Annotated in this window: 31 protein-coding genes, 1 pseudogene and 1 riboswitch; of the genes and pseudogenes, 9 read left to right on the top strand and 23 right to left on the bottom strand. The window is 44.0% G+C overall.

From position 1 onward, the window contains the following. The first annotated feature begins 100 nt into the window (after window positions 1-100). The 3 genes from BSI_RS22805 (at window position 101) to BSI_RS0121505 (ending at window position 2,200) form a co-directional block, all read left to right on the top strand. Window positions 101-460, top strand: a complete 360-nt coding sequence (locus BSI_RS22805; RefSeq protein ID WP_032732260.1) for a hypothetical protein — start codon at window positions 101-103, stop codon at window positions 458-460. Between the two features lie 509 nt (window positions 461-969). Then, entirely contained in the window at window positions 970-1,845 is an 876-nt protein-coding gene (locus tag BSI_RS04490) for a Shedu immune nuclease family protein (RefSeq protein ID WP_003240857.1), read from the top strand. Then, window positions 1,832-2,200, top strand: coding sequence for a tyrosine-type recombinase/integrase (locus tag BSI_RS0121505; protein WP_080030887.1), 369 nt, complete (start codon window positions 1,832-1,834; stop codon window positions 2,198-2,200). Before BSI_RS04490 ends, BSI_RS0121505 begins: the two co-directional genes overlap by 14 nt. 30 nt (window positions 2,201-2,230) lie before the next feature. On the opposite strand, the gene sufB is transcribed toward BSI_RS0121505, so the two are convergent. The 19 genes from sufB to BSI_RS04580 all read right to left on the bottom strand — a co-directional run bounded on the left by sufB (window position 2,231) and on the right by BSI_RS04580 (window position 19,030). Further along, window positions 2,231-3,628 (bottom strand): Fe-S cluster assembly protein SufB, encoded by a 1,398-nt coding sequence (sufB, locus tag BSI_RS04495; protein WP_003240854.1) that lies wholly within the window; start codon window positions 3,626-3,628, stop codon window positions 2,231-2,233. A 20-nt stretch (window positions 3,629-3,648) separates the two neighbouring features. After that, a complete protein-coding gene (sufU, locus tag BSI_RS04500; RefSeq protein ID WP_003222809.1) occupies window positions 3,649-4,092 on the bottom strand; it encodes a Fe-S cluster assembly sulfur transfer protein SufU in 444 nt (147 codons plus the stop codon). Beyond that, window positions 4,082-5,302: a cysteine desulfurase SufS gene (gene sufS / locus BSI_RS04505; protein ID WP_003240852.1), complete on the bottom strand. Its 1,221-nt coding sequence runs from the start codon at window positions 5,300-5,302 to the stop codon at window positions 4,082-4,084. Before sufS ends, sufU begins: the two co-directional genes overlap by 11 nt. Beyond that, on the bottom strand, window positions 5,302-6,615 hold the full coding sequence (gene sufD, locus BSI_RS04510) for a Fe-S cluster assembly protein SufD (RefSeq protein ID WP_003240850.1): 1,314 nt from the start codon (window positions 6,613-6,615) through the stop codon (window positions 5,302-5,304). Before sufD ends, sufS begins: the two co-directional genes overlap by 1 nt. A gap of 17 nt (window positions 6,616-6,632) precedes the next feature. Continuing rightward, window positions 6,633-7,418: a Fe-S cluster assembly ATPase SufC gene (gene sufC, locus BSI_RS04515; RefSeq protein ID WP_003151872.1), complete on the bottom strand. Its 786-nt coding sequence runs from the start codon at window positions 7,416-7,418 to the stop codon at window positions 6,633-6,635. A 192-nt stretch (window positions 7,419-7,610) separates the two neighbouring features. Then, the gene (locus tag BSI_RS04520) at window positions 7,611-7,748 is read right to left on the bottom strand and encodes a YuzK family famiily protein (protein ID WP_003228600.1); all 138 of its coding nucleotides are present in this window, start codon (window positions 7,746-7,748) and stop codon (window positions 7,611-7,613) included. Window positions 7,749-7,940: 192 nt separating this feature from the next. Beyond that, entirely contained in the window at window positions 7,941-8,318 is a 378-nt protein-coding gene (locus tag BSI_RS04525; protein ID WP_003222796.1) for a carboxymuconolactone decarboxylase family protein, read from the bottom strand. An 84-nt stretch (window positions 8,319-8,402) separates the two neighbouring features. Beyond that, entirely contained in the window at window positions 8,403-9,227 is an 825-nt protein-coding gene (gene metQ, locus BSI_RS04530) for a methionine ABC transporter substrate-binding lipoprotein MetQ (RefSeq protein ID WP_003240839.1), read from the bottom strand. 13 nt (window positions 9,228-9,240) lie between these two features. Further along, the gene (metP, locus tag BSI_RS04535; RefSeq protein WP_003240837.1) at window positions 9,241-9,909 is read right to left on the bottom strand and encodes a methionine ABC transporter permease MetP; all 669 of its coding nucleotides are present in this window, start codon (window positions 9,907-9,909) and stop codon (window positions 9,241-9,243) included. After that, window positions 9,902-10,927, bottom strand: a complete 1,026-nt coding sequence (gene metN, locus BSI_RS04540; RefSeq protein ID WP_003240833.1) for a methionine ABC transporter ATP-binding protein MetN — start codon at window positions 10,925-10,927, stop codon at window positions 9,902-9,904. Before metN ends, metP begins: the two co-directional genes overlap by 8 nt. A gap of 106 nt (window positions 10,928-11,033) precedes the next feature. Then, window positions 11,034-11,140: riboswitch (SAM riboswitch) on the bottom strand. Between the two features lie 114 nt (window positions 11,141-11,254). Continuing rightward, window positions 11,255-11,599, bottom strand: coding sequence for an SCP2 sterol-binding domain-containing protein (locus BSI_RS04545; protein ID WP_003240831.1), 345 nt, complete (start codon window positions 11,597-11,599; stop codon window positions 11,255-11,257). A gap of 107 nt (window positions 11,600-11,706) precedes the next feature. After that, complete coding sequence (locus BSI_RS04550; protein ID WP_003222787.1) at window positions 11,707-12,027, bottom strand: thioredoxin family protein; 321 nt, start codon at window positions 12,025-12,027, stop codon at window positions 11,707-11,709. A gap of 1 nt (window position 12,028) precedes the next feature. Continuing rightward, a complete protein-coding gene (locus BSI_RS0121500) occupies window positions 12,029-12,391 on the bottom strand; it encodes a toprim domain-containing protein (RefSeq protein WP_032732275.1) in 363 nt (120 codons plus the stop codon). Window positions 12,392-12,467: 76 nt separating this feature from the next. Next, complete coding sequence (locus tag BSI_RS04555; RefSeq protein ID WP_003240826.1) at window positions 12,468-12,704, bottom strand: YusG family protein; 237 nt, start codon at window positions 12,702-12,704, stop codon at window positions 12,468-12,470. A 55-nt stretch (window positions 12,705-12,759) separates the two neighbouring features. Beyond that, complete coding sequence (gcvH, locus tag BSI_RS04560) at window positions 12,760-13,143, bottom strand: glycine cleavage system protein GcvH (RefSeq protein ID WP_003222781.1); 384 nt, start codon at window positions 13,141-13,143, stop codon at window positions 12,760-12,762. Window positions 13,144-13,209: 66 nt separating this feature from the next. Beyond that, window positions 13,210-13,566, bottom strand: a complete 357-nt coding sequence (locus BSI_RS04565) for an arsenate reductase family protein (RefSeq protein ID WP_003240824.1) — start codon at window positions 13,564-13,566, stop codon at window positions 13,210-13,212. Between the two features lie 109 nt (window positions 13,567-13,675). Then, window positions 13,676-15,460 carry an acyl-CoA dehydrogenase FadE gene (gene fadE / locus BSI_RS04570; RefSeq protein WP_003240823.1) on the bottom strand — a complete coding sequence of 595 codons (1,785 nt, stop codon included), beginning with the start codon at window positions 15,458-15,460 and terminating at the stop codon, window positions 13,676-13,678. A 14-nt stretch (window positions 15,461-15,474) separates the two neighbouring features. Beyond that, a complete protein-coding gene (locus tag BSI_RS04575) occupies window positions 15,475-16,650 on the bottom strand; it encodes an acetyl-CoA C-acetyltransferase (RefSeq protein WP_003240821.1) in 1,176 nt (391 codons plus the stop codon). Between the two features lie 10 nt (window positions 16,651-16,660). Beyond that, window positions 16,661-19,030 carry a 3-hydroxyacyl-CoA dehydrogenase/enoyl-CoA hydratase family protein gene (locus tag BSI_RS04580; RefSeq protein ID WP_032732274.1) on the bottom strand — a complete coding sequence of 790 codons (2,370 nt, stop codon included), beginning with the start codon at window positions 19,028-19,030 and terminating at the stop codon, window positions 16,661-16,663. 173 nt (window positions 19,031-19,203) lie between these two features. Here BSI_RS04580 and BSI_RS04585 point away from each other — a divergent pair, with 173 nt between their 5' ends. Further along, on the top strand, window positions 19,204-19,350 hold the full coding sequence (locus tag BSI_RS04585; protein WP_003240817.1) for a YuzL family protein: 147 nt from the start codon (window positions 19,204-19,206) through the stop codon (window positions 19,348-19,350). Between the two features lie 24 nt (window positions 19,351-19,374). Here BSI_RS04585 and BSI_RS04590 read toward each other — a convergent pair whose 3' ends face one another. Next, window positions 19,375-20,283, bottom strand: coding sequence for a proline dehydrogenase family protein (locus tag BSI_RS04590; protein WP_003240815.1), 909 nt, complete (start codon window positions 20,281-20,283; stop codon window positions 19,375-19,377). Between the two features lie 94 nt (window positions 20,284-20,377). Between BSI_RS04590 and BSI_RS04595 the strand changes: the two genes are divergently transcribed. From BSI_RS04595 to mdtP, 4 genes are all read left to right on the top strand, one after another. After that, window positions 20,378-20,623 (top strand): hypothetical protein, encoded by a 246-nt coding sequence (locus BSI_RS04595; RefSeq protein WP_003222768.1) that lies wholly within the window; start codon window positions 20,378-20,380, stop codon window positions 20,621-20,623. Between the two features lie 12 nt (window positions 20,624-20,635). Next, window positions 20,636-20,968, top strand: a complete 333-nt coding sequence (locus BSI_RS04600; RefSeq protein WP_003222766.1) for a spore coat protein — start codon at window positions 20,636-20,638, stop codon at window positions 20,966-20,968. A gap of 158 nt (window positions 20,969-21,126) precedes the next feature. Next, complete coding sequence (gene mdtR / locus BSI_RS04605) at window positions 21,127-21,597, top strand: MarR family transcriptional regulator MdtR (protein WP_003240813.1); 471 nt, start codon at window positions 21,127-21,129, stop codon at window positions 21,595-21,597. A 1-nt stretch (window position 21,598) separates the two neighbouring features. Further along, entirely contained in the window at window positions 21,599-23,215 is a 1,617-nt protein-coding gene (gene mdtP / locus BSI_RS04610) for a multidrug efflux MFS transporter MdtP (RefSeq protein ID WP_003240811.1), read from the top strand. 37 nt (window positions 23,216-23,252) lie between these two features. Here mdtP and BSI_RS04615 read toward each other — a convergent pair whose 3' ends face one another. Then, complete coding sequence (locus BSI_RS04615) at window positions 23,253-23,636, bottom strand: tautomerase family protein (RefSeq protein WP_003240800.1); 384 nt, start codon at window positions 23,634-23,636, stop codon at window positions 23,253-23,255. A 17-nt stretch (window positions 23,637-23,653) separates the two neighbouring features. Continuing rightward, window positions 23,654-24,394: an SDR family NAD(P)-dependent oxidoreductase gene (locus tag BSI_RS04620; RefSeq protein WP_003240798.1), complete on the bottom strand. Its 741-nt coding sequence runs from the start codon at window positions 24,392-24,394 to the stop codon at window positions 23,654-23,656. Window positions 24,395-24,526: 132 nt separating this feature from the next. On the opposite strand from BSI_RS04620, the gene BSI_RS04625 reads away from it, so the two are divergent. Then, window positions 24,527-25,414, top strand: coding sequence for a LysR family transcriptional regulator (locus BSI_RS04625; protein ID WP_003240796.1), 888 nt, complete (start codon window positions 24,527-24,529; stop codon window positions 25,412-25,414). A gap of 20 nt (window positions 25,415-25,434) precedes the next feature. Here BSI_RS04625 and BSI_RS04630 read toward each other — a convergent pair. Next, window positions 25,435-25,723 (bottom strand): annotated as a pseudogene (locus tag BSI_RS04630) (YusU family protein). Window positions 25,724-25,738 lie beyond the last annotated feature (15 nt).

Genomic DNA, 25,738 nt, shown 5'->3' with positions numbered 1-25,738 from the left:
ATACAGGCAGAAAAATTTTACGGAAGAATAAATTTTTTCTTTAAAATAAAAAATTATTATATAGTAAAAAAGGCAAATATTTTAGGGGGCTTATTCATATATGAGTTTAACAATGGATGAATATTTAAATCACGTTCAATCTTCAATTACCCGATATTTAGAAGACATTTATGCAATTGAACAAAAGCAAATAAAAATAAATAGTGGGGCCACACAAACTTTTAAAGAGTACCGTGAATATCTAAGTGAAAAGAGTTCTTTGAGTTCCATGAAGCCACTTCATATAAATTTGCTGTCTATTATTGATATTAATTCGCATTGTTTCATTTTCTCCAGACGTTACCTCAATCTGCAGCTCATAAGTTATCGGATCGACGTAATGGACATGCCCAGTTATTTCATGAGTAAATCCATCGTCCCTATCGTCAGCTTTACGGCTTGGCTGTATTCCGTTGCGTAAGCTATACGTAGGTTAAACTCTTCCGTCTGATGTTCGTCTAATATTGGCTTAGCAGTCCGAGCTTAATCCTTAAACATTTCGCTGGTCATTTCGAATGCTAGTGGTTCGAAAGAAGCCGACTGCCATTTTATTTTTCCACAGTCACGTATTGTTATAATGAATCATTTCCTTTGATACCATTATATAAGAACAAACGTTCTTGATGTATATAAATTTAAAAACCAACTTTACAGCGGTCTTTAGATTTCTTCTTTAATTAAAGCACCCAATAGCTTAAGTGCATAATTCCACAAACTTAAATAATTGAATATACTTTTTCAATTGTTACAGGATGCTCCCTTTAGTATAAATTGAAAATACTCCAGAAAGATAATATAGAGCAAAAGCATCGCAACTTGATTTAAATTATTGTTGTTACTGAATTAGAAAAACGTGCAAAAAAGAGAAAGATATGATTAAACTTGTTTTAGTGGATTAAACGAAAATAATATTGATTGGAGTTTTGAACAATGAGTATTTTTTTAAAATCATATAATCTTGTAAGTGATTCACCAGAACCTCTCAAATGGGAAGATTATGAAAAGAAAGTGTTAGATGACTATAGAATACTACTCCAACAGCAAAGTGAAAATGAAAAAGTTTTTCAAGATTTTTTCGAAAAAAATCCTGCTATGCTACCTGGAGCCTATGGTTTTTTTGGAGAATCTGGTCACGCTCCGTATAACAACGTTTTAATCACACAACCAGTATTACAGGGTTTGATTACAAAGGTTCCTGATTTTTTATGGATTGCTTCTGATAGTTTGAATATCTATCCAATTTTTATTGAAATCGAAGCTCCAAGTAAAAAATGGTTTAATCAAGATGGTACTCAAACTGCTAAGTTTACTCAAGCTCAAAGTCAAATACAAGATTGGAAAACATGGTATTCAAATCCTATACATCAATCTATTTTTTTTCAATACTATGATATTGATAAGAAAATTATAGAGGGAAAATCCGTTAAACCTTTTTATGTGTTGATATATGGGTTAAGAGAGGAATTTGAAGGTAAGCCACACTTAAATCAAAAAAGAGCACAATTAAATAAAAGCGATGAGATATTTATGACTTATGATCGTCTCACTCCCAATATAAAAGGAAGGGATGTAATTACTTGTCATGTGAAAAATCGTGATTATTCAGCAAAATATGTTTCCCCAACTTTTAGACTAGGACCTGTATTTGCAGAGGAACTAAATATAATTAACAATAAAGAGGAAGCTATTTTAAATACTGATCTAACTGATGAAAGAAAGAAGTTTCTAATTTCCAGACTTAAGTATTGGGAGGACTTTGGTAAAAAGAAAAATAAAGGATTGATAAATACTGGTGACTGGGAATAATTCGAATAAAAGATATTGTCTAAAACAAAATGAAGATGTCATTATCTTCCAAAATTATAACGGACATTATTTAACACCTTCTATTATTCGTGAAACAATCCAAGTTTACTGTAAAAAAGCTGGTGTTGAATATAAAGGTACACATGTTTCTAGACATACGCATGCTGTGCTTCTGCTTGAATCCGGCGCAAGTCTGAAATATGTATCTAATCGACTAGGACATAAAAACAACAACACAACAGCGGATACTTATTTTGATATCACTAAAAAAATAAAAGAAGACGAACTTCAAAAGTTCGTCTTCTACAATCAAATTCGGCACGCCGGCCATTTTAAAATTGATAACTATCTCTAAAACCCTTGATAAACAAAGGGGTTTTCATCATTAACCGATAGAACCTTCCATTTCAAACTTAATCAAACGGTTCATTTCAACTGCGTATTCCATTGGAAGCTCTTTTGTGAATGGCTCAATGAAGCCCATTACGATCATTTCAGTTGCTTCTTCTTCGGAAATACCGCGGCTCATCAAGTAGAAGAGCTGCTCTTCAGATACTTTAGACACTTTTGCTTCGTGCTCCAATGAAATGTTATCATTTAAGATTTCATTGTAAGGAATTGTGTCTGACGTTGATTTGTTATCCATAATGAGCGTATCGCACTCGATGTTAGAACGGGCGCCTTCGGCTTTGCGTCCGAAGTGGACGATTCCGCGGTACGTTACTTTTCCGCCTTGTTTTGAAATCGACTTTGATACGATTGTGGATGATGTGTTTGGTGCAAGGTGAATCATTTTCGCACCCGCATCCTGATGCTGGCCTTTACCCGCAAGAGCGATAGAAAGCGTCATACCGCGCGCGCCTTCGCCTTTTAGGATACAAGCCGGATATTTCATTGTCAGTTTAGAACCGATGTTGCCGTCGATCCATTCCATTGTTGCGTTTTCTTCACAGATCGTACGCTTCGTTACAAGGTTGTAAACGTTGTTCGCCCAGTTTTGGATCGTTGTATAACGGCAGTAGCCGCCTTTTTTCACGATGATCTCAACAACCGCACTGTGAAGTGAGTTTGTTGTGTAAACAGGCGCAGTACAGCCTTCAACATAATGAACGCTTGCTTCTTCGTCAACGATGATCAGCGTGCGCTCGAACTGACCCATGTTTTCAGAGTTGATACGGAAGTAAGCTTGAAGCGGTGTTTCAACCTTCACGCCTTTAGGAACGTAGATGAAAGATCCGCCGGACCAAACAGCTGAGTTAAGCGCCGCAAACTTGTTATCAGTCGGCGGGATCACTTTTGCCCAGTGCTCACGGAAAATATCTTCATTTTCTTTCAGCGCGCTGTCAGTGTCTTTAAAGACGATGCCTTGCGCTTCAAGATCTTCTTTCATGTTGTGGTATACAACCTCAGATTCGTACTGAGCAGAAACACCCGCAAGGTATTTTTGTTCAGCTTCTGGAATACCGAGCTTGTCGAATGTTTGCTTAATTTCGTCAGGAACTTCATCCCAAGAACGCTCTGAACGCTCAGACGGTTTTACGTAGTACGTAATTTCGTCAAAGTTCAGTGAGTTTAAATCTCCGCCCCATTGAGGCATCGGCATGTTGTAGAAATGCTCAAGTGATTTCAAGCGGAAATCAAGCATCCATTGAGGCTCTTCTTTCATGCGAGAAATTTCTTCTACGATTTCTTTTGTCAATCCGCGCTCTGAACGGAAAATGGAAACGTCCTTGTCGTGAAAACCATACTTGTATTCACCAATATCAGGCATTTTTTTAGCCATCCATTTTCACTCCAATCCTTTTAATTGCCGCCTTCTTCTTTTGCGACTCCTTTTTCAAGTGCTTTCCATGACAGGGTTGCACATTTGATACGGGCCGGGAATTTTGAAACGCCTTGAAGGGCTTCAATATCCCCGAGATCTATAGAATCATCATATTCTTTCCCTTGCATCATATCCGAGAAAATCTTAGACATGGAAAGGGCTGTTTCAATATCTTTCCCTTTAATCGCCTGAGTCATCATCGAAGCGGATGCCATTGAAATGGAACAGCCTTCCCCTTCAAATTTCGCATCTTCCACGATGTCTCCGTCAAGCTTCATTGTCAGTCTGATTCGGTCGCCGCATGTCGGATTGTTCATATCCACGACGATGCTGTCATTCAAAACCCCTTTGTTGCGCGGGTTTTTGTAATGATCCATAATCACCTGTCTGTACAATGTATCTAAATTTGCATTAAAAGACATTTGTAAAATACTCCTTTGTCTTTTGAAGAGCTTCCACAAGCTTATCAATCTCTTCCTCTGTATTATACAGATAAAAGCTTGCTCTTGCAGTAGCAGTTACATCCAGCCATTTCATCAGCGGCTGCGCGCAATGATGGCCGGCTCTGACAGCGATTCCCTCCGCATCAAGCACGGTTGCCACATCGTGAGGATGAACATCATCAAGGTTAAATGTAACAAGCCCGGCACGCTCTTCCGGTCCGTAAACCGTCACGCCGTCAAGCTGGCGGAAGCGTTCAAGCGCATAAGCTGCAAGCTTGTGTTCGTGGCGGGAAATCTCATCCAGACCGATTTCTTCGAGAAAATCAATGGCGGCACCGAGACCGATTGCTCCTGCAATAATCGGCGTACCCGCTTCGAATTTCCACGGAAGCTCTTTCCAAGTTGATTCATAAAGCCCGACAAAGTCGATCATTTCACCGCCGAATTCGGCAGGCTCCATGTTTTCCAGCAGGGCTTTCTTTCCGTACAGCACACCAATACCGGTAGGTCCGCACATTTTATGGGAAGAAAGCGCAAAGAAGTCGCAATCGAGATCCTGCACGTCAATTTTCATGTGAGGCGTGCTTTGTGCACCGTCCACCACAATAACAGCCCCATTGTCATGAGCGATTTTCGCCATTTCTTTAATCGGGTTGATCGTGCCGAGGACGTTAGATACATGAGACACTGCAACAATTTTTGTGTTGCTTGTGACCGTTTCTCTGACGTCTTCTAAAGAAATCGTTCCGTCTTCCTGCAGCGGAATATATTTTAATGTGGCGCCAGTCGCTTTTACAGCCTGCTGCCACGGAATGATATTCGCATGATGCTCCATATAGGTGATGACCACTTCATCACCCGGTTTCAAGTTGGCGCGCGCATAGCTTAACGCCACCATATTCAGTGATGTGGTCGTGCCTTTTGTGAAAATAATCTCAGCCATTGACTTCGCGTTAATAAACTTGCGGACTTTTTCACGCGCACCTTCATAACCGTCTGTCGCTCTGGTTCCAAGTGTATGGACGCCCCGGTGAACATTGGAATTGTATTGGTTATAATACTTATCCAGTGTTTCAATGACAGCACGCGGCTTCTGGGAAGTCGCCGCGCTGTCGAGATAAACGAGATCATGTCCGTTCACTTGCTGATGAAGGATCGGGAACTGTTCACGAATATCTGTGATATTCATTACTTCACTTTCCTTTCGATAACAGAAACTAATTGTTTCTTAACGCCTTCAATCGGAAGTTCATTTACTACCGGTGCAAGGAATCCGTAGATGACTAAGCGTTCTGCTTCTTCTTTCGCAATACCGCGGCTCATCAGGTAGTAAAGCTGAATAGGGTCCACACGGCCGACAGATGCCGCATGCCCTGCAGTTACATCGTCTTCGTCAATTAAAAGAATAGGGTTTGCGTCTCCGCGTGCTTTTTCGCTGAGCATCAGCACACGTGATTCTTGCTCCGCATTCGCTTTAGAAGCGCCATGTTCGATTTTGCCGATCCCGTTAAAGATAGAAGAAGCGGAATCCTTCATCACACCGTGCTTCAAGATATATCCTTCTGAAGCTTTACCAAAATGAATGATTTGTGTTGTAAAGTTTTCTGTTTGCTCTCCTCTTCCGACAACAACCGTTTTCGTATCGCCGTATGTGCCGTCACCGTAAAGGTTTGTTGTGTTTTCGGAAATCGTGTCGCCGTCGTTCATCAGGCCGAGAGCCCACTCGATTTTGCTGTCGCGTCCGCGCGCAGCACCTCGGCGGTTAACATATGTTGTCACACCGCTAGACAGAGTATCCACCGCACCGTATGTCACGCTGGCATTATCACCTGTGATGACCTCACTGATAATATTGAACACAGCGTCTTTAGGGTTTACAGTGCTGATGTAGTTTTCAACATATGTTACAGAGCTGTGGTCTTCAGCCACAATCAGCACGTGGTTGAATAGAGCTGTATCGTTGCTTTCGTGGACATAAACAGCCTGAACCGGCGTCTCCACTTGAACATTTTTCGGAACATAAAGGAATGCTCCTCCGTTAACAAGAGCTGCGTGAAGTGCAGTTAATTTATGCTCGTCAACCTTCACGCCGTCCTTCATAAAGTATTTCTCCACCAAGTCGCTGTGCTCGCGTGCGGCAGTCAGAATATCAGTGAAGATGACGCCTTTGTCTTTCAATTCTTGTGAAAGAGAAAGGTATGCCGGCGTCTGGTCACGCTGTACGTATAATGTTTTATCTTCGTTTTCAACATCAATCAGCGCTTTTACTTCATCAGTCAAATCTTCTAATGAAGAAAGCGGTTCGTTATCAACTGTATGCTTCGCGAAGTTCGTGAAGTTCCAGTTTGTGATTTTTGTTTTGTCAGGCTTCGGCATCGGCAGATCCTCAGCTTGTTCAAGAGCCTGTAAGCGCAAGTTTTTCAGCCAGGCAGGTTCTTGATGCTTTTCGGAAAAGCTTTTGAGATACTCCTGATCTACGGATAGTTTTGTACCTAGTGTCATATTAATCCCCCTAACGCTTACGCTTCTTGGCCTACAGTTTCGTCTTCAATGCCAAGTTCTTGTTTGATCCAGTCATAACCTTCTGCTTCAAGACGCTGTGCAAGTTCTGCACCGCCGGATTTTACAACGCGGCCTTGCATCATAACGTGAACAACATCCGGAGTGATGTAGTTTAACAGGCGCTGATAGTGAGTGATCATCAGGCAGCCGAAGTTTTCGCTGCGCATTTTGTTGATCCCTTTAGATACAACTTTCAGAGCATCAATATCAAGACCTGAGTCGATTTCATCAAGGATGGCGATTTTCGGTTCAATCATCATTAATTGAAGGATTTCGTTGCGTTTTTTCTCCCCGCCTGAGAAGCCTTCGTTAAGGTAACGCTGAGCCATTTCAGGGTCCATTTCAAGGAACTCCATGTTTTCGTCCATTTTGCGGATGAATTTCATAAGAGAAATTTCATCGCCTTCTTCTCTGCGCGCATTGATTGCTGAACGAAGGAAGTCGGCATTTGTCACACCGCTGATTTCACTTGGGTACTGCATCGCAAGGAATAAACCTGCCTGCGCACGCTCGTCCACTTCCATCTCCAGTACATCTTTGCCGTCAAGCGTGATGCTGCCTTTTGTTACTTCATATTTAGGATGCCCCATAATAGCAGCTGACAGAGTGGATTTACCAGTTCCGTTCGGTCCCATTACTGCGTGGAACTCTCCGCCTTTTATTTCAAGGTTTACACCCTTTAAGATCTCTTTCCCTTCGATTTCAACGTGAAGATCTTTGATCGTTAATGTTGAAGCAGCCATATCTATACCTCCAAAAATATATAATCATTATTCTCAATTTATTCTCATTCTAATTTTATAACAAATGAAAAGTAAATACAACTTTTTATCGTGTCTTGCACATTCCTCAAGTTTAACAAAGATCGGCACTTTATTAAAGCGATTGAAAAAGAAAAAGAGTGGATTCCCACCCTTTTTTAAAGATTGATTTTCTCAATAAGCTCCCGCAGAAATTCGCTTGCTTTTTTCATAATCAAGCTCTCTCTGCCGCTCTACTTTCATTCTTGTTTCCAGCCGGCGTCCGTATTCCTCGTATCCAATTCCGTGAGACAGCTGCATCGCTTTTTCCATTTCTGACGTATAATCGAGGTCCAGTCTGTCCTGGCTGCTGCAAATAATGAATCAATCCCTTCATATATTTGCTTCAATTGTATCAGCGCTGAGATGGATGCCGCAAAAAGGATATGGCTCGAAATAGCGGCAGATGAGACGAAAGCATCCTTTTAGATCAAATGAGAATGGTTTTTCGGAATATTCCTTCTCTTAATGCGTGGTGTTTCCGAATTCCTCTATGCACTGCTGGACGACTGTCACGCCTTGGCTTAGAGCCGCGCCGCCTCCAAATGCCGCTGCAACACTGACGGCTTCGAGAATGTTTTCTTCTGTCGCTCCCTCATCAAGACAGCCTTTTGTGTGATAGATCATGCAATATTCATCCTGGGCATTGATGGCGATTCCGAGGGCGATCAGCTGTTTTTCTCTTTCAGTCAGAGAATTGCCGGCAAAGCATTGTTCAGTAAACTCGTTAAACTTTCTTCCCATCAGCGGCATCTTTTGTTCAAATGTGCCTAAACCTAATTTATACTGTTTTAGCGCGTCCTGCATGCTTCCTCTGTCTTGATTCAAAGAAAATCCCTCCATCTGTTTAACATTCCTTTTTATTATGAACAGCTTTTAGGAAAATACCCGAAAAAAACCCCGGATTTCTCATCCGGGGTTGCAGTCTTATTCAGATACAGGAAGCACAGCTCCGTCGTATTTTTTGTCGATGAAGTCTTTGATCTCTTTAGAGTGAAGAACTTCCATCAGCGCTTTGATTTTTGCAGAATCTTCTTCGCCTTTTCTTACTGCGACGATGTTAGCGTATGGGTTGTTTTTCGTTGATTCTACTTCAATCGCGTCTTTTTTAGGATTTAATTTATTTTGGATCGCATAGTTTACATTGATGAAGACCGCGTCTCCTTCTTTGTTATCATATGCTTTTGCCGTTAATTCAGGCGCTACTTTTTTGAACTCAAGGTTTTTCGGGTTTTTCTTAATGTCTTTCAAAGTTGCGTCAACTGCTTCCACTTTAGAATCAAGTGTGATTAATCCTGCGTTTTCAAGCATTGCAAGCATACGACCTTGTTCAGCAACGTTGTTTGTCAGGATAATTGTCGCACCGTCTGGAAGGTCTTTTAATGATTTGTATTTTTTAGAGTAAATACCGAATGGCTCTAAGTGAACAGCTCCGGCATTCACAAGTTTGTAATCTGTGTTTTCTTTCATTTCTTGCTCAAGGTAAGGAATGTGCTGGAAGTAGTTCGCATCCACTTCTTTATCAGATAAAGCTTTGTTGTACATCTTGTAATCACTAAGCACTTTCACTTTCAGCGTGTAGCCTTTTTCTTTCAGCAGTGGTTCAGCTTCTTTTAAAATTTCCGCATGCGGTGTTTTTGTTGCCGCAACGACAATTTCTTTCTTGCCGGATTCAGCGCCGTTATTCGAACCGCAGGCAGCCATAACTCCTGCAAATACAAGCAATAATGCACCCAAAAATAGCTTTTTCAATGTAAATCCTCCCTTATCGTTTGTCTATAATATTTGTTATGACATCACCGATGATTTGAATAATAAATACGATGATTAAAATAAACACAGTAGCAACGAAGGTAACATCAGTATTATTAGATTGATAGCCTTCTACGTACGCAAGGTTTCCAAGGCCTCCTGAACCGATGGCACCGGCAATTGCCGTTGAGCCGATCAATGCGATGGCCGTAACCGTAATACCAGAAATCAGAGCCGGCATCGACTCCGGAAGCAGCACTTTGAAAATAATTGTAGACGTTTTAGCGCCCATTGATTTAGCGGCTTCAATAACACCTTTATCCACCTCGCGAAGCGCGATTTCAGCAAGACGCGCGTAAAACGGTGCAGAGCCGATAACCAAGGCCGGCAATGCGGCATTTGGCCCTAAGATGGTGCCGACTAAAAACTTCGTAAACCCTAGCAATAAAATAATTAAAATGAGGAACGGAATCGATCTGAATATGTTGACAATGGCCGCAATTACAGAGTTGACCGCTTTATTCTGCCAAAGGCTCCCTTTGCTTGTCAGGAAGAGCAGCAAACCGAGGATCACCCCGATGACAAAGGCAAACAGTAAAGAGATCAGCGTCATATAAAGTGTTTCATATGTCGCATTCCACAATTCAGTTAAATCAACGTTCGGGAAGTATTTTTCAAACATTCGTGATCACCTCTGCTTTCACCTGTTTGTCATTAATAAACCGGATCACGTTGTGTACTTCTTCCTCGTCTCCGTCAATGTGGATGAAAAGTGAACCGTACGCCCCATCCTTCGTCTGCGAGATTTTCCCTTGCAGAATATTGACACTGATATTAAAGTTTCTGATCATCTCTGTAATCAGAGGCTGTTCAGCTGAATCGCCGACAAATGTGAGCTGAACCGTTTTTCCTGATGCTGTTTCATCAAGAAGGTGCTGAAGCGTTTCTTTCGTTTCTTCCGGTTCTGTCACCTGCTGAACAAATCGTTTTGTCATTTCTTCCTTCGGATTTTTGAAGACATCGAGAACTTCGCCTTCTTCAACAACCTTTCCGTTTTCCATGACAGCGACTCTGTTGCAGATTTTGCGGATCACATGCATTTCGTGTGTGATCAGCACAATCGTCAAACCGAGTCTTTCATTAATATCGGACAACAAATCCAAAATTGAATCTGTCGTCTGCGGATCTAATGCTGATGTCGCTTCATCACAAAGGAGTACCTTCGGATTGTTTGCAAGCGCTCTGGCGATCCCGACACGCTGCTTTTGCCCGCCGCTCAGCTGAGACGGGTAAGATTTTTCTTTTCCTTCTAAACCTACCAGTTTAATCAGTTCATTGGCGCGCTTGATCCGCTCGCTCTTTTTCACCCCGGCAATTTCTAAAGGAAACATGATATTATCTCTGACGGTCCGCGACCAAAGCAAATTGAAATGCTGGAAAATCATACTGATTTCATGGCGTGCTTTTCTTAAACCGCGTCCGTTTACTTCATTAATCTTGGTTCCCGCCACTTCCACGGTTCCTGAGGTTGGTTTCTCAAGGCCGTTCAGCAGACGGATTAAGGAACTTTTACCAGCTCCGCTATATCCTATAATTCCAAAAATCTCACCTTTTTTAATGGAAAGCGAGACATTTTGGACAGCATTGACATCTCCATGTTTCGACTTATAAACTTTTGAAACATTTTGAAGATTGATCAAAGCAATCACCTGCCTTAACACTATTCTAAGAAATCTTCCGGGTTTTTCTGCAAAAGAAAAGCCTTTCTGCACACTTGAGCAGAAAGGCTTATATAAAAATGCCTTTCTCTCATCTTTCAAAGCTGAACGCTTCGTGTGAATTGGCACCATTTCAACAGCGTTGATGGTTGCCGGGCTTCATAGGGCACTTCCCTCCACCTCTCTTGATAAGAGAAATATATAGTCTTTTTCGTCCGGAAATTCTTAATGTAGAATAGCATGGCGAATGATTAAATGTCAATAAAATAAATGATGTCAACTTTTACTATTATAATAATTTCCTATTTTTTAATTTTTCAAAATCCTCTGAAAAAATCCATTTGTCAGCCAGAGAATGGCTTCTAGTTTTAACAGGGCTCTGAATGACCCCTTCACTTTTAGTCTTCCGCTCTGGATCAGGTGCTGAAGGGAAATGTCTCCGTGCAATAAATGAATGATTTCTGCTTGGTTTCCGTAAAAGGTCAGGTTGGACGTTTGGGGCGGAGAAATTTTTTTCATTTCTCCCTGTTCGTTTATTGAGACGGTTAAGGCTTCTGTTTCTCCTTGGAAGGTAATGAGCAATGTTGAAGCGTTCAAAAGGGGTTTTAAAAACAGATGCTGATACTCATCTTCTAAAACTTCCGCTTTCTCCATATGTACAACCTCCTATTTGTTGGTCATACATACACATTTCTCTTTCTGGCGCAAGAACCCCTTTATAAAACGAACGACAATTTCATTGAAATGTGTTGAGAAATATGTCATAAATGGGATGCGGAAGATGATTTTTGTTTGATCAGCTCATATAAATAAGAAACGGAATGAAACGCATATCCCCTTTCGACCACTTTTCCGCCTTTAAACAGCAGAAAACAAGGGACACTTTCAATTTGATACGCTTTTGCGAATGTCGGAGAGTAATTGACATTGTTTTTATAGAAGGCGACATCGGGCAGCATTTCTTTCACCACTGTCAGCATTTTGCTTGCAAGCTGGCAGGTGCCGCAAAACGGAGTATATAAATATAGGAGATACACATCATCAGCAATGTGCTCAAGCTCGTGTTCTTGGAGTTCTTTCATGCTATACACCTCGGGACTTTCTTTCAAGAAAAATAGTATGGACATTCAAATTCGCGCGCAGCAATACAGCGGCGACATGGTGTCTGGGCGCAGCCGCCACTTCCTTATAGGCTCTGTCGATATGCAAATGGCAGGCTTCGTTAAATTCTCTTTTCAGCTGTTTTCTCAATTTCTCGCCTGATTCATCAGCATCAACTAATATGTAGACGTCTTTATCGTAAAGCTCGTCAGCCAATTCCTCAAGCTTCAGTTGGCTGATTGTTCCGTTTGTGCAGATAATGCGCATTGGTTCATTCAGGACGCTTTCGATTTTCTCTTTATCTGATTTCCCTTCGACAATCATAACCTTTTCCAGCTCTTCCATCTTCATCTTCTTCACCTGCCGCGTCAAATTTGAAACGTTCAGATTGTAAAAGAAGGCAGTGAAATTCACCGCCACATTAACACCAGCCGTTTTCGTAGTCACAATCCACATATTTTTCGTCGTTTCCCGAGACCACATCGGCTGTCTTATAAAATTTCTCATTTTCAAAGGAATAACCGGATTTTAGCTCATATTCATCCATGCTTGTCATTTGGCCGATCATCTCATTATCATGATATAACGAGAGCCGGCCATTTTGAAAGCGGCCTGTCACATCATTGGTAACATCGAGCTTTTGTTTGCTGAAAGCCATATTGGACACCTCCCATAACGTTAGCGTGTCCAATTGCCTTTACAGCTATCCTGTTTTAGTCTTCTTGTGTCATCTCTTCGTATTGCTCTGCTGTCATCAGTTTTTCAATTTCAGAAGCGTCAGACGGCTCAACGACGATCATCCATGCTTTTTCGTACGGAGATTCGTTAACGAATTCCGGACTGTCATCAAGATCTTCGTTTACTTCTACAACAGTTCCGTTAATCGGTGCATAAAGCTCAGATACCGTTTTAACGGATTCAACACTGCCGAATGGCTCGTCCGCTTTGATTTCAGCGCCAACTTCAGGAAGTTCGACAAACACGATGTCGCCTAGCTCGGACTGGGCAAAATGCGTAATCCCGATTCTGGCTTTTTCTCCTTCAACTTTTACCCACTCGTGTTCTCCTGAGTAACGCAAATCTTTAGGTATGCTCAATTGAATCCCTCCATTTTTTACAGCACTACAATAAGAAGATACCACACTTTTCGAAAAAAATTTACATTAAGCCCAGTTTTCTTCAAATTGCTCTTCTTTAAAACCAACTGTCACTTTTTCGCCGTCTGTTGTAAGCGGGCGTTTGATCAGCATTCCGTCTGAAGCCAGCAGTTCAAGCTGTTCATCCTCCGACATATGATACAGCTTTTCCTTGAGATTCAGCTCGCGGTATTTCATGCCGCTCGTGTTGAAAAATTTCTTGAGATCCAGCCCGCTTTTTTCATAAATCGCTTTTAGTTCTTCTTTGCTTGGAGGCTGCTCTGCAATATGTATTTCGTTTATTTCTTTCCCATGCTCTTCAAGCCATTTCTTTGCTTTGCGGCACGTTCCGCATTTAGGGTACCAGTAAAAAGTTAACGACATCTTCTTCCCCCTCAATAAAATAATCGAGGTTATTTTAACACAGTTTGTTTTAAAAACCTAAAACGGTGCTTCTTAAAAAAAGCTCCGCACATGCGGAGCTCTTGGGCAATCAGACAATATATTTTTCAGCTTCAAAAATGCCCGCTGCCGCTTCGCGCTTTTTCTGAATGACGTTTTTAGGCGTTACGCGCGTCAGCTTGCGCAGAGCGGAAAGCATCATGCGGAGTGAATCTCCTTCTTCCATTGCGATGAGGGACTCCTTCGCGTGCGCTTCAATTTCGTTAAAGGCTTCCTGAACGAAAATTTCCGTATACAGCACCTTTTGCGCTGCTTTTTCTGCACCTTGTGCGGCAATGGCCTTTTCCGTTCTGAGCACGGCTGATTCCATTGCGTACACATTGCTGACGATATCCGCGACGTTTACGAGAATTTCTTGTTCGCGATCGATGGCTTTTCCGTATTTTTGCGCAGCAAGGCCGGCGGCGAATAGCGCGATTTTTTTGGCTTGCTTGACGATATATTTCTCCTGCTCTAAAACGCCGCTGCCAGGCTCCTCAGGCATAAGCATCATGAGTTCTTCCTGCAGCGATTGTGCTTTTTCAAATAGAGGGAGCTCGCCTTTGAGCGCTTTTTTCAGGAAGGTGCTTGGCACGATCAACCGGTTGATTTCGTTTGTGCCTTCAAAAATCCGATTGATCCTTGAATCCCTATAGGCTCTTTCTACTTCGTACTCCTGCATAAAACCGTAGCCTCCATGAATCTGCACACCTTCATCAACGATATAATCAAGCGTTTCAGAGCCGAATACCTTATTCAGAGAGCATTCGATGGCATATTCAGCAATTGACTTGGCAATTTGCCGTCCGTCCTTGAGATCTTCGGCTGTAAACTGGCTCATATTGTCTTCAAACAGCCCGACGGTTCTGTACACAGAGCTTTCCATCGCGTACAGCCTCGATGCCATTGTCGCCATTTTTTCCTGTGTCAGCGAAAAGGCTGCAATCGGCGTTTTAAATTGGCGGCGCTGATTTGCGTATGCCGCAGAGAGCTCGATTACCCGCTTAGACGCGCCGATTGTGCCAACCGCCAGCTTGTAGCGGCCGATATTTAAAATATTAAAGGCGATGATATGCCCTTTGCCGATTTCTCCAAGCAGGTTTTCTTTTGGGACTTCAGCTTGATCCAGAATGAGGGTTCTTGTCGATGATCCTTTGATCCCCATTTTCTTTTCTTCCGGACCCGTGGATACTCCCGGGAAATCTTTTTCTACAATAAAGGCCGAGAACTTTTCGCCGTCCACCTTAGCGTAAACGACAAATACATCAGCAAAGGCAGAGTTGGTAATCCACTGTTTTTCCCCGGTTAATACGTAATGGGTTCCGTCTTCATTCAGCACGGCTGTTGTTTTTGCTCCAAGCGCATCAGAGCCAGATCCCGGCTCAGTCAATGCATAAGCCGCGATCTTTTCGCCTGAAGCGAGCCCGGGCAAATATTTTTTCTTTTGTTCTTCTGATCCGAAAAAGACGATCGGCAAGGAACCGATGCCGACATGCGCCCCATAAGAAAGCGAAAAGCTTCCCGCACGCGAAAATTTTTCAGTGATGAGTGCCGAGCTGATTTTATCAAGACCGAGGCCTCCGTATTCCTCCGGCACATCAGCGCCAAGCAGTCCCAGTTCGCCCGCTTTCTTCAACAGCCTGACGGAATGCTCGAACTGATGGTTTTCGATATCATCTATATGAGGGAGAACATCTTGCTCAATGTAATCCTCTGTTGTTTTCGCAATCATTTTATGCTCGTCAGTGAAATCCTCCGGTGTATACATTTGGTCGTATGTGACATCCTCGATTAAGAAACCGCCGCCTTTTTGTACTTCAGCCGCTTTTTTTACCATTTGTTTTTCCCCCTTTAGCATAATTCAAATACACCGGCCGCTCCCATCCCGCCGCCGATACACATTGTGACGACTCCAAATTGCTCGTTTCTCCGTTTCATTTCATGAATCAATGAGAGTGTAAGCTTTGTGCCCGTACAGCCAAGCGGGTGTCCGAGTGCGATTGCGCCCCCGTTGACATTCACTTTTTCTTCATCAATTCCCAGCTCTCTGATGACTTGAATGGCCTGTGATGCAAAAGCTTCGTTCAGTTCAAACAAGCCGATGTCCTGCAGTTGAAGCCCGGCAAGTTTTAAGGCACGCGGAATGGCTTCCACCGGACCGATGCCCATCACTTCCGGCGGTACGCCGCCTACGGCAAAGGAGCGGAATTTCACAAGCGGGGCTAATCCCAGCGCATCAGCCTTTTCCCGGTCCATCAGCATGACAGCCGCCGCTCCGTCACTCGTCTGCGAGGAGTTGCCCGCAGTAACCGTTCCGTCAACGGAAAAAGCCGGGCGCAATGTCGCTAAGATGTCGGCTGTCGTTTGCGGGCGAACGCCTTCATCCTGTGAAAACACAAACTGTTTTTCCTGCGGCTTATGGTTGTCTCCGATTTCTGTCACCGTCACTTCGACGGGTACAATCTCGTCTTTAAATTTTCCCTCTGCAAGGGCTTTGGCCGCGTTCTGGTGGCTGCGAACAGCAAACGCATCCTGATCCTCGCGGGAGACGCCGTATTTTTTCGCGACCTGCTCGGCCGTGTGGCCCATGCTCATGTAATATTCCGGCGCCTTTTCTGCCAATGCGAGGTTCGGACGGGTCACATGCCCCATCATCGGAACCTGCGACATGGATTCTGCTCCGCCCGCGATCGCTGTATCGTAGGCGCCGAGCATAATCTTTTCTGCCGCATAAGCGATGGACTGAAGACCTGAAGAGCAGTAGCGATTGACTGTAATCGCCGGGACCGTGTACGGCAGGCCCGCGAGCGCGCCGATATTTCTCGCCATATTAAGCCCCTGTTCTGCTTCAGGTGTCGCACAGCCGATAATCAAGTCGTCAATATTGCCTTCGTAGCCGCCTGCCCGTTTCAGTGTTTCTTTTACGCAAATCGCTCCCAAATCATCCGGGCGAACGGTGGCCAGCGATCCTTTTTTTGCTTTCCCAACCGGTGTTCTTGCACCTGACACAATGACTGCCTCTTTCATAAGCTCCCTCCTAATTCCGTAAAGGTTTACCTTTCACAAGCATATGCTGCATTCTCGCTTGAGATTTCGCCTCTCCAGCCAAACTCAAAAACGCCTCTCTCTCGATCTCCAATAAATACTCTTCATCAACCTCAGTACCGAACGACACTTTTCCGCCGGCAATGACATAAGCGAGTTTTTTCGCGATCTTGAAATCATGCTCAGATATATAGCCGGACAGTTTCATTTGCTCGGCGCCAAGCAAGAGTGCCGCATAACCGGTTTCGCCCGCCACTTTGACCTTTTTCTTTACTGGCGGCCGCCAGCCGGTGTCGTATAAAGATGCGGCAAGCTGCTTTGCATCATACAGCAGGTGGTCCTGATTTATACTGATGTGATCTGTTTCTTTTAAGATGTTCATCTCTCGAGCCTCTTGGGCGGAAGCGGACACTTTCGCCATCGCAATCGTTTCAAATGTTTTCATTGCCGCATTCATCGGATCAAGACCGCGGTGAAGATGGTTGATGTACAGCTCTTTGTTTCCTCCTCCGCCAGGGATGAGGCCGACACCGGATTCCACAAGTCCCATATAGGCTTCGCTTGCTGCTTGAATGCGCGCCGCCGGCAAGCACACTTCCGTTCCTCCACCGAGCGTCATGCCAAATGGAGCGGCGACAACCGGTTTCGCACTGTATTTGATCTTCATCATCGTCTCCTGGAAACGGCGTATCACGAAATCAACTTCCAAATAGTTGTCATCTTGGACTTCCATTAGGATCATGCCAAGATTCGCACCGACGCAGAAATTTTTTCCTTGATTCCCGATGACAAGACCTTTGTAGTTCCGCTCTGTTTCCTCTAACGCTTTGTTGATCATTTGTATGATATCAAGGCCGATCGCATTGCTTTTCGAATGAAATTCAAGAAGGGCCACATCATCTCCAAGATCGATCAGGCTTGCTCCGCTGTTTTTCGCAATCACGCCGTTTGTTTCCTTGAGCGCTTGTAAATGAATCCGTTTCTTGTTTTCTTTCACGGCTCTGTATTCGCCGCGGTCATAATAAAATACCGTTCCGTTCTCTTTGATGTAGAAGGTTTCATTTCCTTTGTCCAGCATGTCTTTGATCCAGCCAGGCACATCTGCTCCAAGCTGCTCAAGCTTTTCCGCCGATCGCTTGAGGCCTATGGCATCCCACATTTCAAATGGGCCCAGCTCCCAGCCAAAACCCCACTTCATGGCTTGGTCAATCGCATGAATATCATCAGCAATCTCACCAAGCAGTTCGGCTGAGTAAAGCAAGGTTTGAGATGTGATATTCCACAGCAGCCTACCTGCCCTGTCATCCGAGTAAATAAGCGCTTTCATTTTGGCTTTTGTCCCTTTTACCTGTTTTGCTGCTTCAAGTGAGGCTGTTTTCATTTTTGTCCGCTCGCCGTAAGTAAGCGTCACTGGATCAAGCTCATAAATCGTTTTTCCTTCTTTTTTATAAAAGCCTTGGCCGGCCTTGCTTCCGATCCACCCTTTCTGCAGCATATCGTCCATGAAGCCTGGCAGGCGGAACACTTCTTTCTCGTCACCATCCGCTTTGTCATACACATTTCGAGCGACGTGGGCGAATGTATCGAGCCCGACAACATCAAGCGTTCTGAAGGTCGCGCTTTTCGGTCTTCCGATCAGCGGGCCTGTGATTGAATCAACCTCCCCGACCTGATAGCCGCCTTTCAGCATTTCTTGGACTGTAACGAGAAGCCCGTACGTTCCGATGCGGTTTGCGATAAAGTTCGGTGTGTCCTTTGCTGTAACAACGCCTTTACCGAGGACATTTTCACCGAAGGATGCCATAAACTTTAAAATATCAGGGTCCGTTTCCTTAATCGGAATGATCTCCAGCAGCTTTAAATAGCGGGCGGGATTAAAAAAGTGTGTTCCGAGAAAATGGGTTTTAAAATCATCCGATCTGCCTTCTGCCATTTCTTGCACTGATATGCCGGATGTGTTGCTTGAAACAATGCTTCCAGGCTTTCGATGTTCATCCACAAGAGCGAAAATTTGCTTTTTGACCTCTAGGTTTTCGACAACGACCTCAATAATCCAATCTGCTTCTTTCAGCTTTGCTGCATCATCCTCCAGATTGCCTGGAGTGATATAGGAGGTATTTTTTGCTGATGTAAGGGGAGCAGGTTTTTGTTTCAGCAGTTTTTTCACCGCCTGCCGGCTCAGCCTGCTGCGCACCTCCGGACTGTCCTTCGTCAGCCCCCTTTTTTCCTCTTCCTTTGTCAAATCGTTCGGCACAATATCTAGCAGCAGGACAGGAATTCCGATGTTAGCCAAATGCGCTGCAATCCCGGAACCCATTACCCCCGATCCTAAAACGGCTGCCTTCCGAATGTGTTTGTGCATGAGACATCCCCCTTGAACATTGAATGAATAGTCATTCATTTTTTGACCAAAAAAAATGAAACCCGTTTCTTCTTTCATCTTAAAAGATTTCCGGTTCGACTTCAATAGCTAATTTGTTATTTTTTGAATGAAGCGTATAAAAGACGGGCAACTTAAGCCCGGAGGTGAAGGGAATGGTACGAGAGAAAAAAAATCCGTCTTCAGCGGCAGTCAGCGCGGCTAGCGTAAAAGGAGACGCCGGTCCGACCCAGCATTACGGCGGCGGAAAACGGACAAGTCAAAATCAGCAGTATAAAAAACATAACATGGAACAATCATGACGCAGCTGCTTCTCGCGGCTGCTTTCACTTTTTCAAGATTCCTTTTAACACAAACGCTGCATTGGCGGGCCGTTCGGCAATTCTTCTCATAAAGTAGCTGAACCAGTCCGTTCCATATGGGACATACACACGCATTCTGTACCCTTCCTTGGCAAGTTCCTTCTGCCGCTCCGGCCTGATGCCGTACAGCATTTGAAACTCAAATTGTGACGCTGGGATATGATGTTCAGCAACGAGCTGTTTCGTAAACGTAATGATATCATCGTCATGTGTGGCGACAGCTGTGTAGTTCCCACTTAACAGCTGCAGCTTTATTAAGCTTTGAAAATGAAGGTCTGTTCCTTTTTTGTCAGGAAACGCTACAGCCGCAGATTCTTTATAAGCGCCTTTCACGAGCCTGAGAATCGGCTTTAGATCGCGCATATGTCTGATATCTTCTGCCGCCCGGTACAGATATGCCTGAATCACCGTGCCGAGCATCTCAAATTCCTGTTTGCATTGCCTGTAGATGGCAAGTGTCTGTTCATAATGAGAATAGTCTTCCATATCAATGGTCACAGCAATACCATATTGCTTCGCAGCAGATAGAATAGCATGCAAATGAGAAAGGGCAAGTTCTTCTGAAAGATCGAGCCCGATTGATGTCAGCTTTAATGAAAGTTCTGAGTCCAATTGGTGTTCAGCAATGGCTTGAATAGCTTTTTTGCATTCCTCTGCGACTTGATTCGCTTCTTTTTCCGAAGCTGCATACTCGCCTAAATAATCGATTGTTGCGCACAATCCGGATCTGTTTAGCCTTTTGACGGTCTGAACCGCCGATTCAATTGTATCCCCTGCGACAAACCTTCGTGCTCCAAGCCGCGTTCCGTATGCTTTTGCGAACTTGGTAAGTGTTTTATTTTTTGATAAGAATAAAAACATATGTCTCAACATCCCGATTCCCTCCTGCCGTCATCTTCAAAACACCTGTATATAACTCCCAGACTGAAGGAAACTATAAATGAACAGAAATCAAAGGAGGATCACAATGGACAATCAGCAGCAATCTCAAATGCCACCTTCCGTTATTTCGACAAAGGATCATTTGTATCTGAATGACATGCTGAACTGGAATTTGCTCGCGATGAAAAAAGCGCATTTCATGGCGCAGCAGTGCCAGGATCAATCGTTAAAACAAGAACTCGACCGCGTCGGACACATGCATCATGATCACTATCAAAGAATATTAAAGCATCTGCAGCCAGGCCAGCAGCAGTCCGGCTACATCCAATAAGGAGGCGCCAGAATGAATCAGCAAAATCAGAAAATCAGCAACCCGCAGACACCTGTACCGACAACTTCGGAGATGAATGACAGAGATTTCGTCAACGAACTGCTGACAACAGAAAAATACATGACAACAGCTTATTGCACAGCCTTGCACGAATTCAGCCACGAGTCTCTTTATCAGGATATTCAATCCATTTTTGATGAGTCACAAAAAGCGCAAAGAAAACTGTATGACCTCATGTTCCAATATGGATGGTATTCTGTTGAAGCAGAGGATGCCCAGAAGCTGCAGCAGTCCTATCAAAAGTTCCAGCAGACCATTCAGCAGCAGTCTCCATACCAGCAATAACACTATCAGTAAAAGGGATACGATGTTCTTTCGGACATCTATCCTTTTTTTGTGTAAAATCAATTGACTTTTCATTTACGCTTATTTATATTTAATAAGCATTAACTATTTTGTAATCAAAATATATATACAGTGTATGTAACAGAGGGGAAATGAATATGAAGAGTGCGGATCAGTTAATGTCCGATATTCAATTATCGCTTCAGGCGCTCTTTCAAAAGATACAGCCTGAAATGCTGGAAAGCATGGAGAAACAAGGTGTCACCCCAGCGCAGCTGTTTGTGCTGGCCAGCTTAAAGAAACACGGCAGCCTCAAAATTTCTGAAATTGCCGAGCGTATGGAGGTCAAGCCAAGCGCGGTGACGTTAATGGCAGATCGCCTTGAACAAAAAAATCTCATCGCCAGAACACACAACACAAAAGACAGGCGAGTGATAGATATCAGTCTTACTGATGAAGGAGACAGAAAGTTCGAGGAGGTTTTGGCAGGCAGAAAGGCCATTATGGCACGGTACCTTTCCTTCTTGACAGAGGAGGAAATGCTTCAGGCGGCCCATATTACAAAAAAGCTCGCACAGGCTGCAGCGGAAACGGATGAAATGCAAAATATGAAAGAAGGAAACGGATGAAATGAGTAATGAAGGCAAACAATCAAAACGGACGTTATTAATAACAGGCTTAATTATTGCCATGTTTTTTTCAGCTCTTGACGGTACCATTGTCGGAACGGCCATGCCGAAAATTGTCGGTGATCTGGGCGGTTTGAGCATGATGACCTGGCTGACAACTGCATATTTGTTAACATCAACAACCATCGTTCCAATTGCCGGTAAACTGGCCGATTTATTGGGACGCCGCATTGTCTATGTATCAGGTTTGATTATTTTTATGGCAGCTTCTGCTTTGTGCGGAATGGCCAATAATATGACAGAATTGATTATCTTCCGTGGACTGCAGGGAATCGGCGGAGGCATCATGATGCCGATGGCGATGATTGTTATCGGTGACTTGTTCACAGGAAAACAGCGTGCTAAATTCCAAGGGGTCTTTGGCGCAATTTACGGGCTTGCTTCAGTGATTGGGCCGCAAATCGGTGGCTGGATTGTAGACTCGCTAAACTGGAAATGGGTTTTCTATATTAACCTTCCAGTCGGAATTATTGCGGTTATTTTTATTGCGAGAGGATTGCAGGGCCGCCAGCAGACTGGTCCAATCAACTTCGACATCGCTGGTATTTTCACTATGATTGTCGGAGTTGTCAGCCTTCTTCTCGCCCTAAGCTTTGGCGGGAAAGATTACGCGTGGGATTCATGGCAGATTCTTGGTTTATTCGCACTCGCGCTAATCGGCATTGTCAGCTTTATTATCGTAGAATCAAAAGCAAAAGAGCCAATCCTGCCAATGTATCTATTTAAAAACAGAACGTTTACATTTTTAAACCTGATCGGCTTTTTTATGAGTATCGGAATGTTTGGTGCAATTACGTTTGTTCCTTTCTTTATGCAGGGAATTGTCGGTGTAAGCGCGTCTGAATCAGGCACGATTATGACACCGATGATGATCTCTATGATTATTACAAGTATTATCGGCGGCCAGCTTGTTTACAAAATCGGCATTAAACCGCAAATCATTACAGGCATGCTGGTTATGGCCGGAGGATTCCTTCTGTTAACAACTTTGGATCTTGATACGAGCAAGCTTGTCGCTACATCGTATATGGCGATTATTGGTCTGGGAATGGGTCTGGTTATGCCGATTCTGACACTGGCTTTACAGGAAAGCTTTTCGAAGGAAGAGCTTGGGGTTGTCACCTCATCCAGCCAATTCTTCCGTTCTATCGGCGGAACATTCGGTATTACCATGCTGGGAGCCGTTATGAATGCGAGATCCGGAAGTTTATTAACTGATAAACTGGTGCCATATTTAGACTCACTTCCGGCACAGGCAAGCTCATTTGCCGCCCAGCTAAAGGGTATGATTGATACAAATCCGCAAGGGCTGCTGCAATCACTGTTCAGCCCGGACGCAATCAAACAAATCCCTGCGGCTTTCTCATCTCATATTATGCCGATTTTAAAAACATCGTTGATGGATTCGCTCCACAGCGTGTTTTATACAGGCCTGATCTTTATCGCAGTCGGAGCCGTATTTACCTTGTTCTTAAAACCTATCAAGCTATCGAATAAGAAAACGGGAGAACAAGTAAAGGAGAAAGCGGCACAAGCCGTTGAATCACCTTCCCATTAATAGAAAACCCCGCGGGTACCCAATCCGCGGGGTTTTTTTATTGTATCATCTGAGCCCTTCCGTTTCCGAAAGACCAATCCTCATCCTGGTTTCCGGCCAGCATGATAAACACATCTTCTTTTCTTACACCAAGCTCGGAGTGAATCCCACTTGCGATTGAGCGGTAAAGCGCTTTTTTCTGTTCAGTTGTTCTTGAATGTTTCAACGTAAAATGAATGTATATCAGTTCATCAGTACGCTCAACCTGCAGATAAGACGGATCATAAAAAAATTCGCTTTTTTCATATTGCCTGATGACTTGAAAATAGTCATCTTCCGGCACATTGATTTCTTCGATCATCGATTGGTGGATGGTTCTGCTTAGTTTTTTAAGCCACGCTTCGCTTCTCCCCGCCCGCAAATGAATTTGTACAAATGGCATCCCCGCATCTCCTCTCTTTACAGCGTCTGTCCGCTGTCAATTGTGATGATTTGGCCTGTGAGTGATTCCTGTTCAACAAGCGAACAGATCAATTTGGCGACCTCTTCCGGTTCAGCAATACGCTGTAACAGCAAAGTGCCGATCATGTTTTTCATTTTTTCTTCCCGGCCAGCCCACCATCTCGTTGCGACAGCTCCCGGTGCTACACCGCTCACTCTGATTTCGGGCGCTAAGGCGTGGGCCAATGATTTCGTTAAACCGTGCACCGCCGATTTTGACACTGCGTAAGGCATAGATGAGCCCGCCCCGGTTAAACCTGCGATACTGCCGACATTTACGATCGCTCCAGCCTTGCTTTTTTTCATGAATGGAACAACGGCCCGCGCGCAGAAAAACATCCCTTTCACATTGACAGCATACAGCTCATCCCAGATGTCTTCTGTCGCAGCTTCTAGATCATCCATTGGAATATGCCGCGTAATGCTGGCGTTGTTGACTAAAACATCAATCGTGCCGTATGTTTTCACAATCGATTGAACCATATCCAGCACGTCACTGTTTTTTGATACATCCGCTTGGATGGCGAAGGCTTGCCCGCCTTCTTTTTTAATCATTTCCGCTGTTTCCTCCGCTTCGGATTGCGAACGTGAATAATTCACCGCAACAACCGCTCCGCGTTTTGCCAATTCCATGCTGGCAGCTCTTCCGATTCCTGTGCCGCCCCCTGTTACGAGAGCTATTTTGTTGATTACATTCATTGCCGCCACTCCTTGTTGTTGATTAAATTATCTTGCTGTTTCCATTGTAATCCAGATTGGATGTTACGTATAATGATCGTTAAAGATACTTGCTATCACTCAGATTGATAGCAAATGAAGGAGGAATTCAAAATGGAAAGCGGAGATTTACGTGTGTTTCAAATGGTAGCCCGTGAAGGCACAATTACGAAAGCCGCCCTGCAGCTTGGCTATGTGCAATCGAATGTCACAGCCAGAATTCAACAATTGGAAGCTGAGCTTGGCACCATTCTGTTTTTGCGCCATAATCGCGGCATGACACTTTCTGCAAGCGGAAAACTGCTGCTGGACTACGCAAATAAAATTATCGGCCTGCTGGATGAAGCGTCTAAAGCGCTCTCATCCTCCGTCGAACCAAGCGGGCCGCTTATGATCGGCTCTACTCAGACAACCGCCGCGGTAAGGCTTCCGAAGCTTCTGGCTGCTTATTATGAAAAGCATCCAAACGTACAGCTGTCTTTAACAACAGGGCATACACAATTTCTCATTGACAAAGTTCTTCGTTATGAATTGGATGGCGCGTTTATCGGATGCGAATGCAATCATCCTGAGCTCAAATCCTATCCTGCATTTGAGGAAGAACCAGTGGTTGTTTCGGCTGCTTCTGTTTCCAATGCAGAGGAAGCCATCACAAAGCCGATTCTCGTTTATAGCACAGGCTGTTCGTATCGAGAGACACTTGAAAAATGGCTGCGCTCTGTCGGCGTCACACAGCCGGTCATTATGGAATTTGGCACGCTTGAAGCGATTATCGGCGGGGTTACAGCAGGTCTTGGCATTTCTTTGCTGCCGAGAACGGTTGTGCAGAAACACGAGGCTGAAGGGTCGATTCGATTGTACCCGCTGCCTGAAGCCCTCAGGCAGATGAAAACAGAATTTATTGTTCGAAAAGATTCGTTTATCAGCAGCGCGTTGCGGACCTTTATGGATTCCTTTGCGCCTGATAAAACGGCAGCATCACAAAAAAGCAGTCTGCTCTGATTGGCAGACTGCTTTTTTAGCTATTGTTTGTTTCGATGCGCTTCATTTAATTCCTTAATATGCTGAATGATATCTTTAATGCCCTGCTTTGCATCAGGATATGTCGCATTCCAATGCTTAGCGAGCGGAGGCATGCTTTTGGCTATATGCGTGTACAAAATCCATTGCTTCACTTCTTCTTTTAGCTCATTGTTTGATTCACCAAGCAGAAGCTCAGTATATTTCTCCAGCAATCCATCTAACTGCTCCTGAAGTTTTTGTTCCATTTTCCATCTTCCTTTCGAAAAAAACAGCAAGGAGCTTTCTCAGGGTGAAAGCTCCTTC

The organism is Bacillus inaquosorum KCTC 13429, assembly GCF_000332645.1.
GTDB classification, from domain to species: Bacteria; Bacillota; Bacilli; order Bacillales; family Bacillaceae; genus Bacillus; species Bacillus inaquosorum.
Note: the sequence above shows the minus strand (reverse complement) of the source record. Positions and strands in the feature narration are given on the sequence as shown.

Coding starts and splice junctions, on each gene's coding strand:
- BSI_RS22805 (WP_032732260.1), top strand. CDS start 101: ATGAGTTTAACAATGGATGAATATTTAAATCACGTTCAATCTTCAATT.
- sufB (WP_003240854.1), bottom strand. CDS start 3,628: ATGGCTAAAAAAATGCCTGATATTGGTGAATACAAGTATGGTTTTCAC.
- BSI_RS04580 (WP_032732274.1), bottom strand. CDS start 19,030: ATGCACAAACACATTCGGAAGGCAGCCGTTTTAGGATCGGGGGTAATG.
- BSI_RS04590 (WP_003240815.1), bottom strand. CDS start 20,283: ATGTTGAGACATATGTTTTTATTCTTATCAAAAAATAAAACACTTACC.
- BSI_RS04555 (WP_003240826.1), bottom strand. CDS start 12,704: ATGGCTTTCAGCAAACAAAAGCTCGATGTTACCAATGATGTGACAGGC.
- sufS (WP_003240852.1), bottom strand. CDS start 5,302: ATGAATATCACAGATATTCGTGAACAGTTCCCGATCCTTCATCAGCAA.
- sufD (WP_003240850.1), bottom strand. CDS start 6,615: ATGACACTAGGTACAAAACTATCCGTAGATCAGGAGTATCTCAAAAGC.
- BSI_RS04525 (WP_003222796.1), bottom strand. CDS start 8,318: ATGGAGGGATTTTCTTTGAATCAAGACAGAGGAAGCATGCAGGACGCG.
- mdtP (WP_003240811.1), top strand. CDS start 21,599: ATGAGTAATGAAGGCAAACAATCAAAACGGACGTTATTAATAACAGGC.
- BSI_RS04565 (WP_003240824.1), bottom strand. CDS start 13,566: ATGTCGTTAACTTTTTACTGGTACCCTAAATGCGGAACGTGCCGCAAA.
- BSI_RS04585 (WP_003240817.1), top strand. CDS start 19,204: ATGGTACGAGAGAAAAAAAATCCGTCTTCAGCGGCAGTCAGCGCGGCT.
- BSI_RS04625 (WP_003240796.1), top strand. CDS start 24,527: ATGGAAAGCGGAGATTTACGTGTGTTTCAAATGGTAGCCCGTGAAGGC.
- BSI_RS04575 (WP_003240821.1), bottom strand. CDS start 16,650: ATGAAAGAGGCAGTCATTGTGTCAGGTGCAAGAACACCGGTTGGGAAA.
- BSI_RS04490 (WP_003240857.1), top strand. CDS start 970: ATGAGTATTTTTTTAAAATCATATAATCTTGTAAGTGATTCACCAGAA.
- sufC (WP_003151872.1), bottom strand. CDS start 7,418: ATGGCTGCTTCAACATTAACGATCAAAGATCTTCACGTTGAAATCGAA.
- mdtR (WP_003240813.1), top strand. CDS start 21,127: ATGAAGAGTGCGGATCAGTTAATGTCCGATATTCAATTATCGCTTCAG.
- BSI_RS04550 (WP_003222787.1), bottom strand. CDS start 12,027: ATGAAAGAACTCCAAGAACACGAGCTTGAGCACATTGCTGATGATGTG.
- BSI_RS04600 (WP_003222766.1), top strand. CDS start 20,636: ATGAATCAGCAAAATCAGAAAATCAGCAACCCGCAGACACCTGTACCG.
- BSI_RS04615 (WP_003240800.1), bottom strand. CDS start 23,636: ATGCCATTTGTACAAATTCATTTGCGGGCGGGGAGAAGCGAAGCGTGG.
- BSI_RS04620 (WP_003240798.1), bottom strand. CDS start 24,394: ATGAATGTAATCAACAAAATAGCTCTCGTAACAGGGGGCGGCACAGGA.
- BSI_RS0121500 (WP_032732275.1), bottom strand. CDS start 12,391: ATGGAAGAGCTGGAAAAGGTTATGATTGTCGAAGGGAAATCAGATAAA.
- metP (WP_003240837.1), bottom strand. CDS start 9,909: ATGTTTGAAAAATACTTCCCGAACGTTGATTTAACTGAATTGTGGAAT.
- fadE (WP_003240823.1), bottom strand. CDS start 15,460: ATGGTAAAAAAAGCGGCTGAAGTACAAAAAGGCGGCGGTTTCTTAATC.
- BSI_RS04520 (WP_003228600.1), bottom strand. CDS start 7,748: ATGGAAAAAGCGATGCAGCTGTCTCACGGAATTGGATACGAGGAATAC.
- BSI_RS04545 (WP_003240831.1), bottom strand. CDS start 11,599: ATGGAGAAAGCGGAAGTTTTAGAAGATGAGTATCAGCATCTGTTTTTA.
- BSI_RS04595 (WP_003222768.1), top strand. CDS start 20,378: ATGGACAATCAGCAGCAATCTCAAATGCCACCTTCCGTTATTTCGACA.
- sufU (WP_003222809.1), bottom strand. CDS start 4,092: ATGTCTTTTAATGCAAATTTAGATACATTGTACAGACAGGTGATTATG.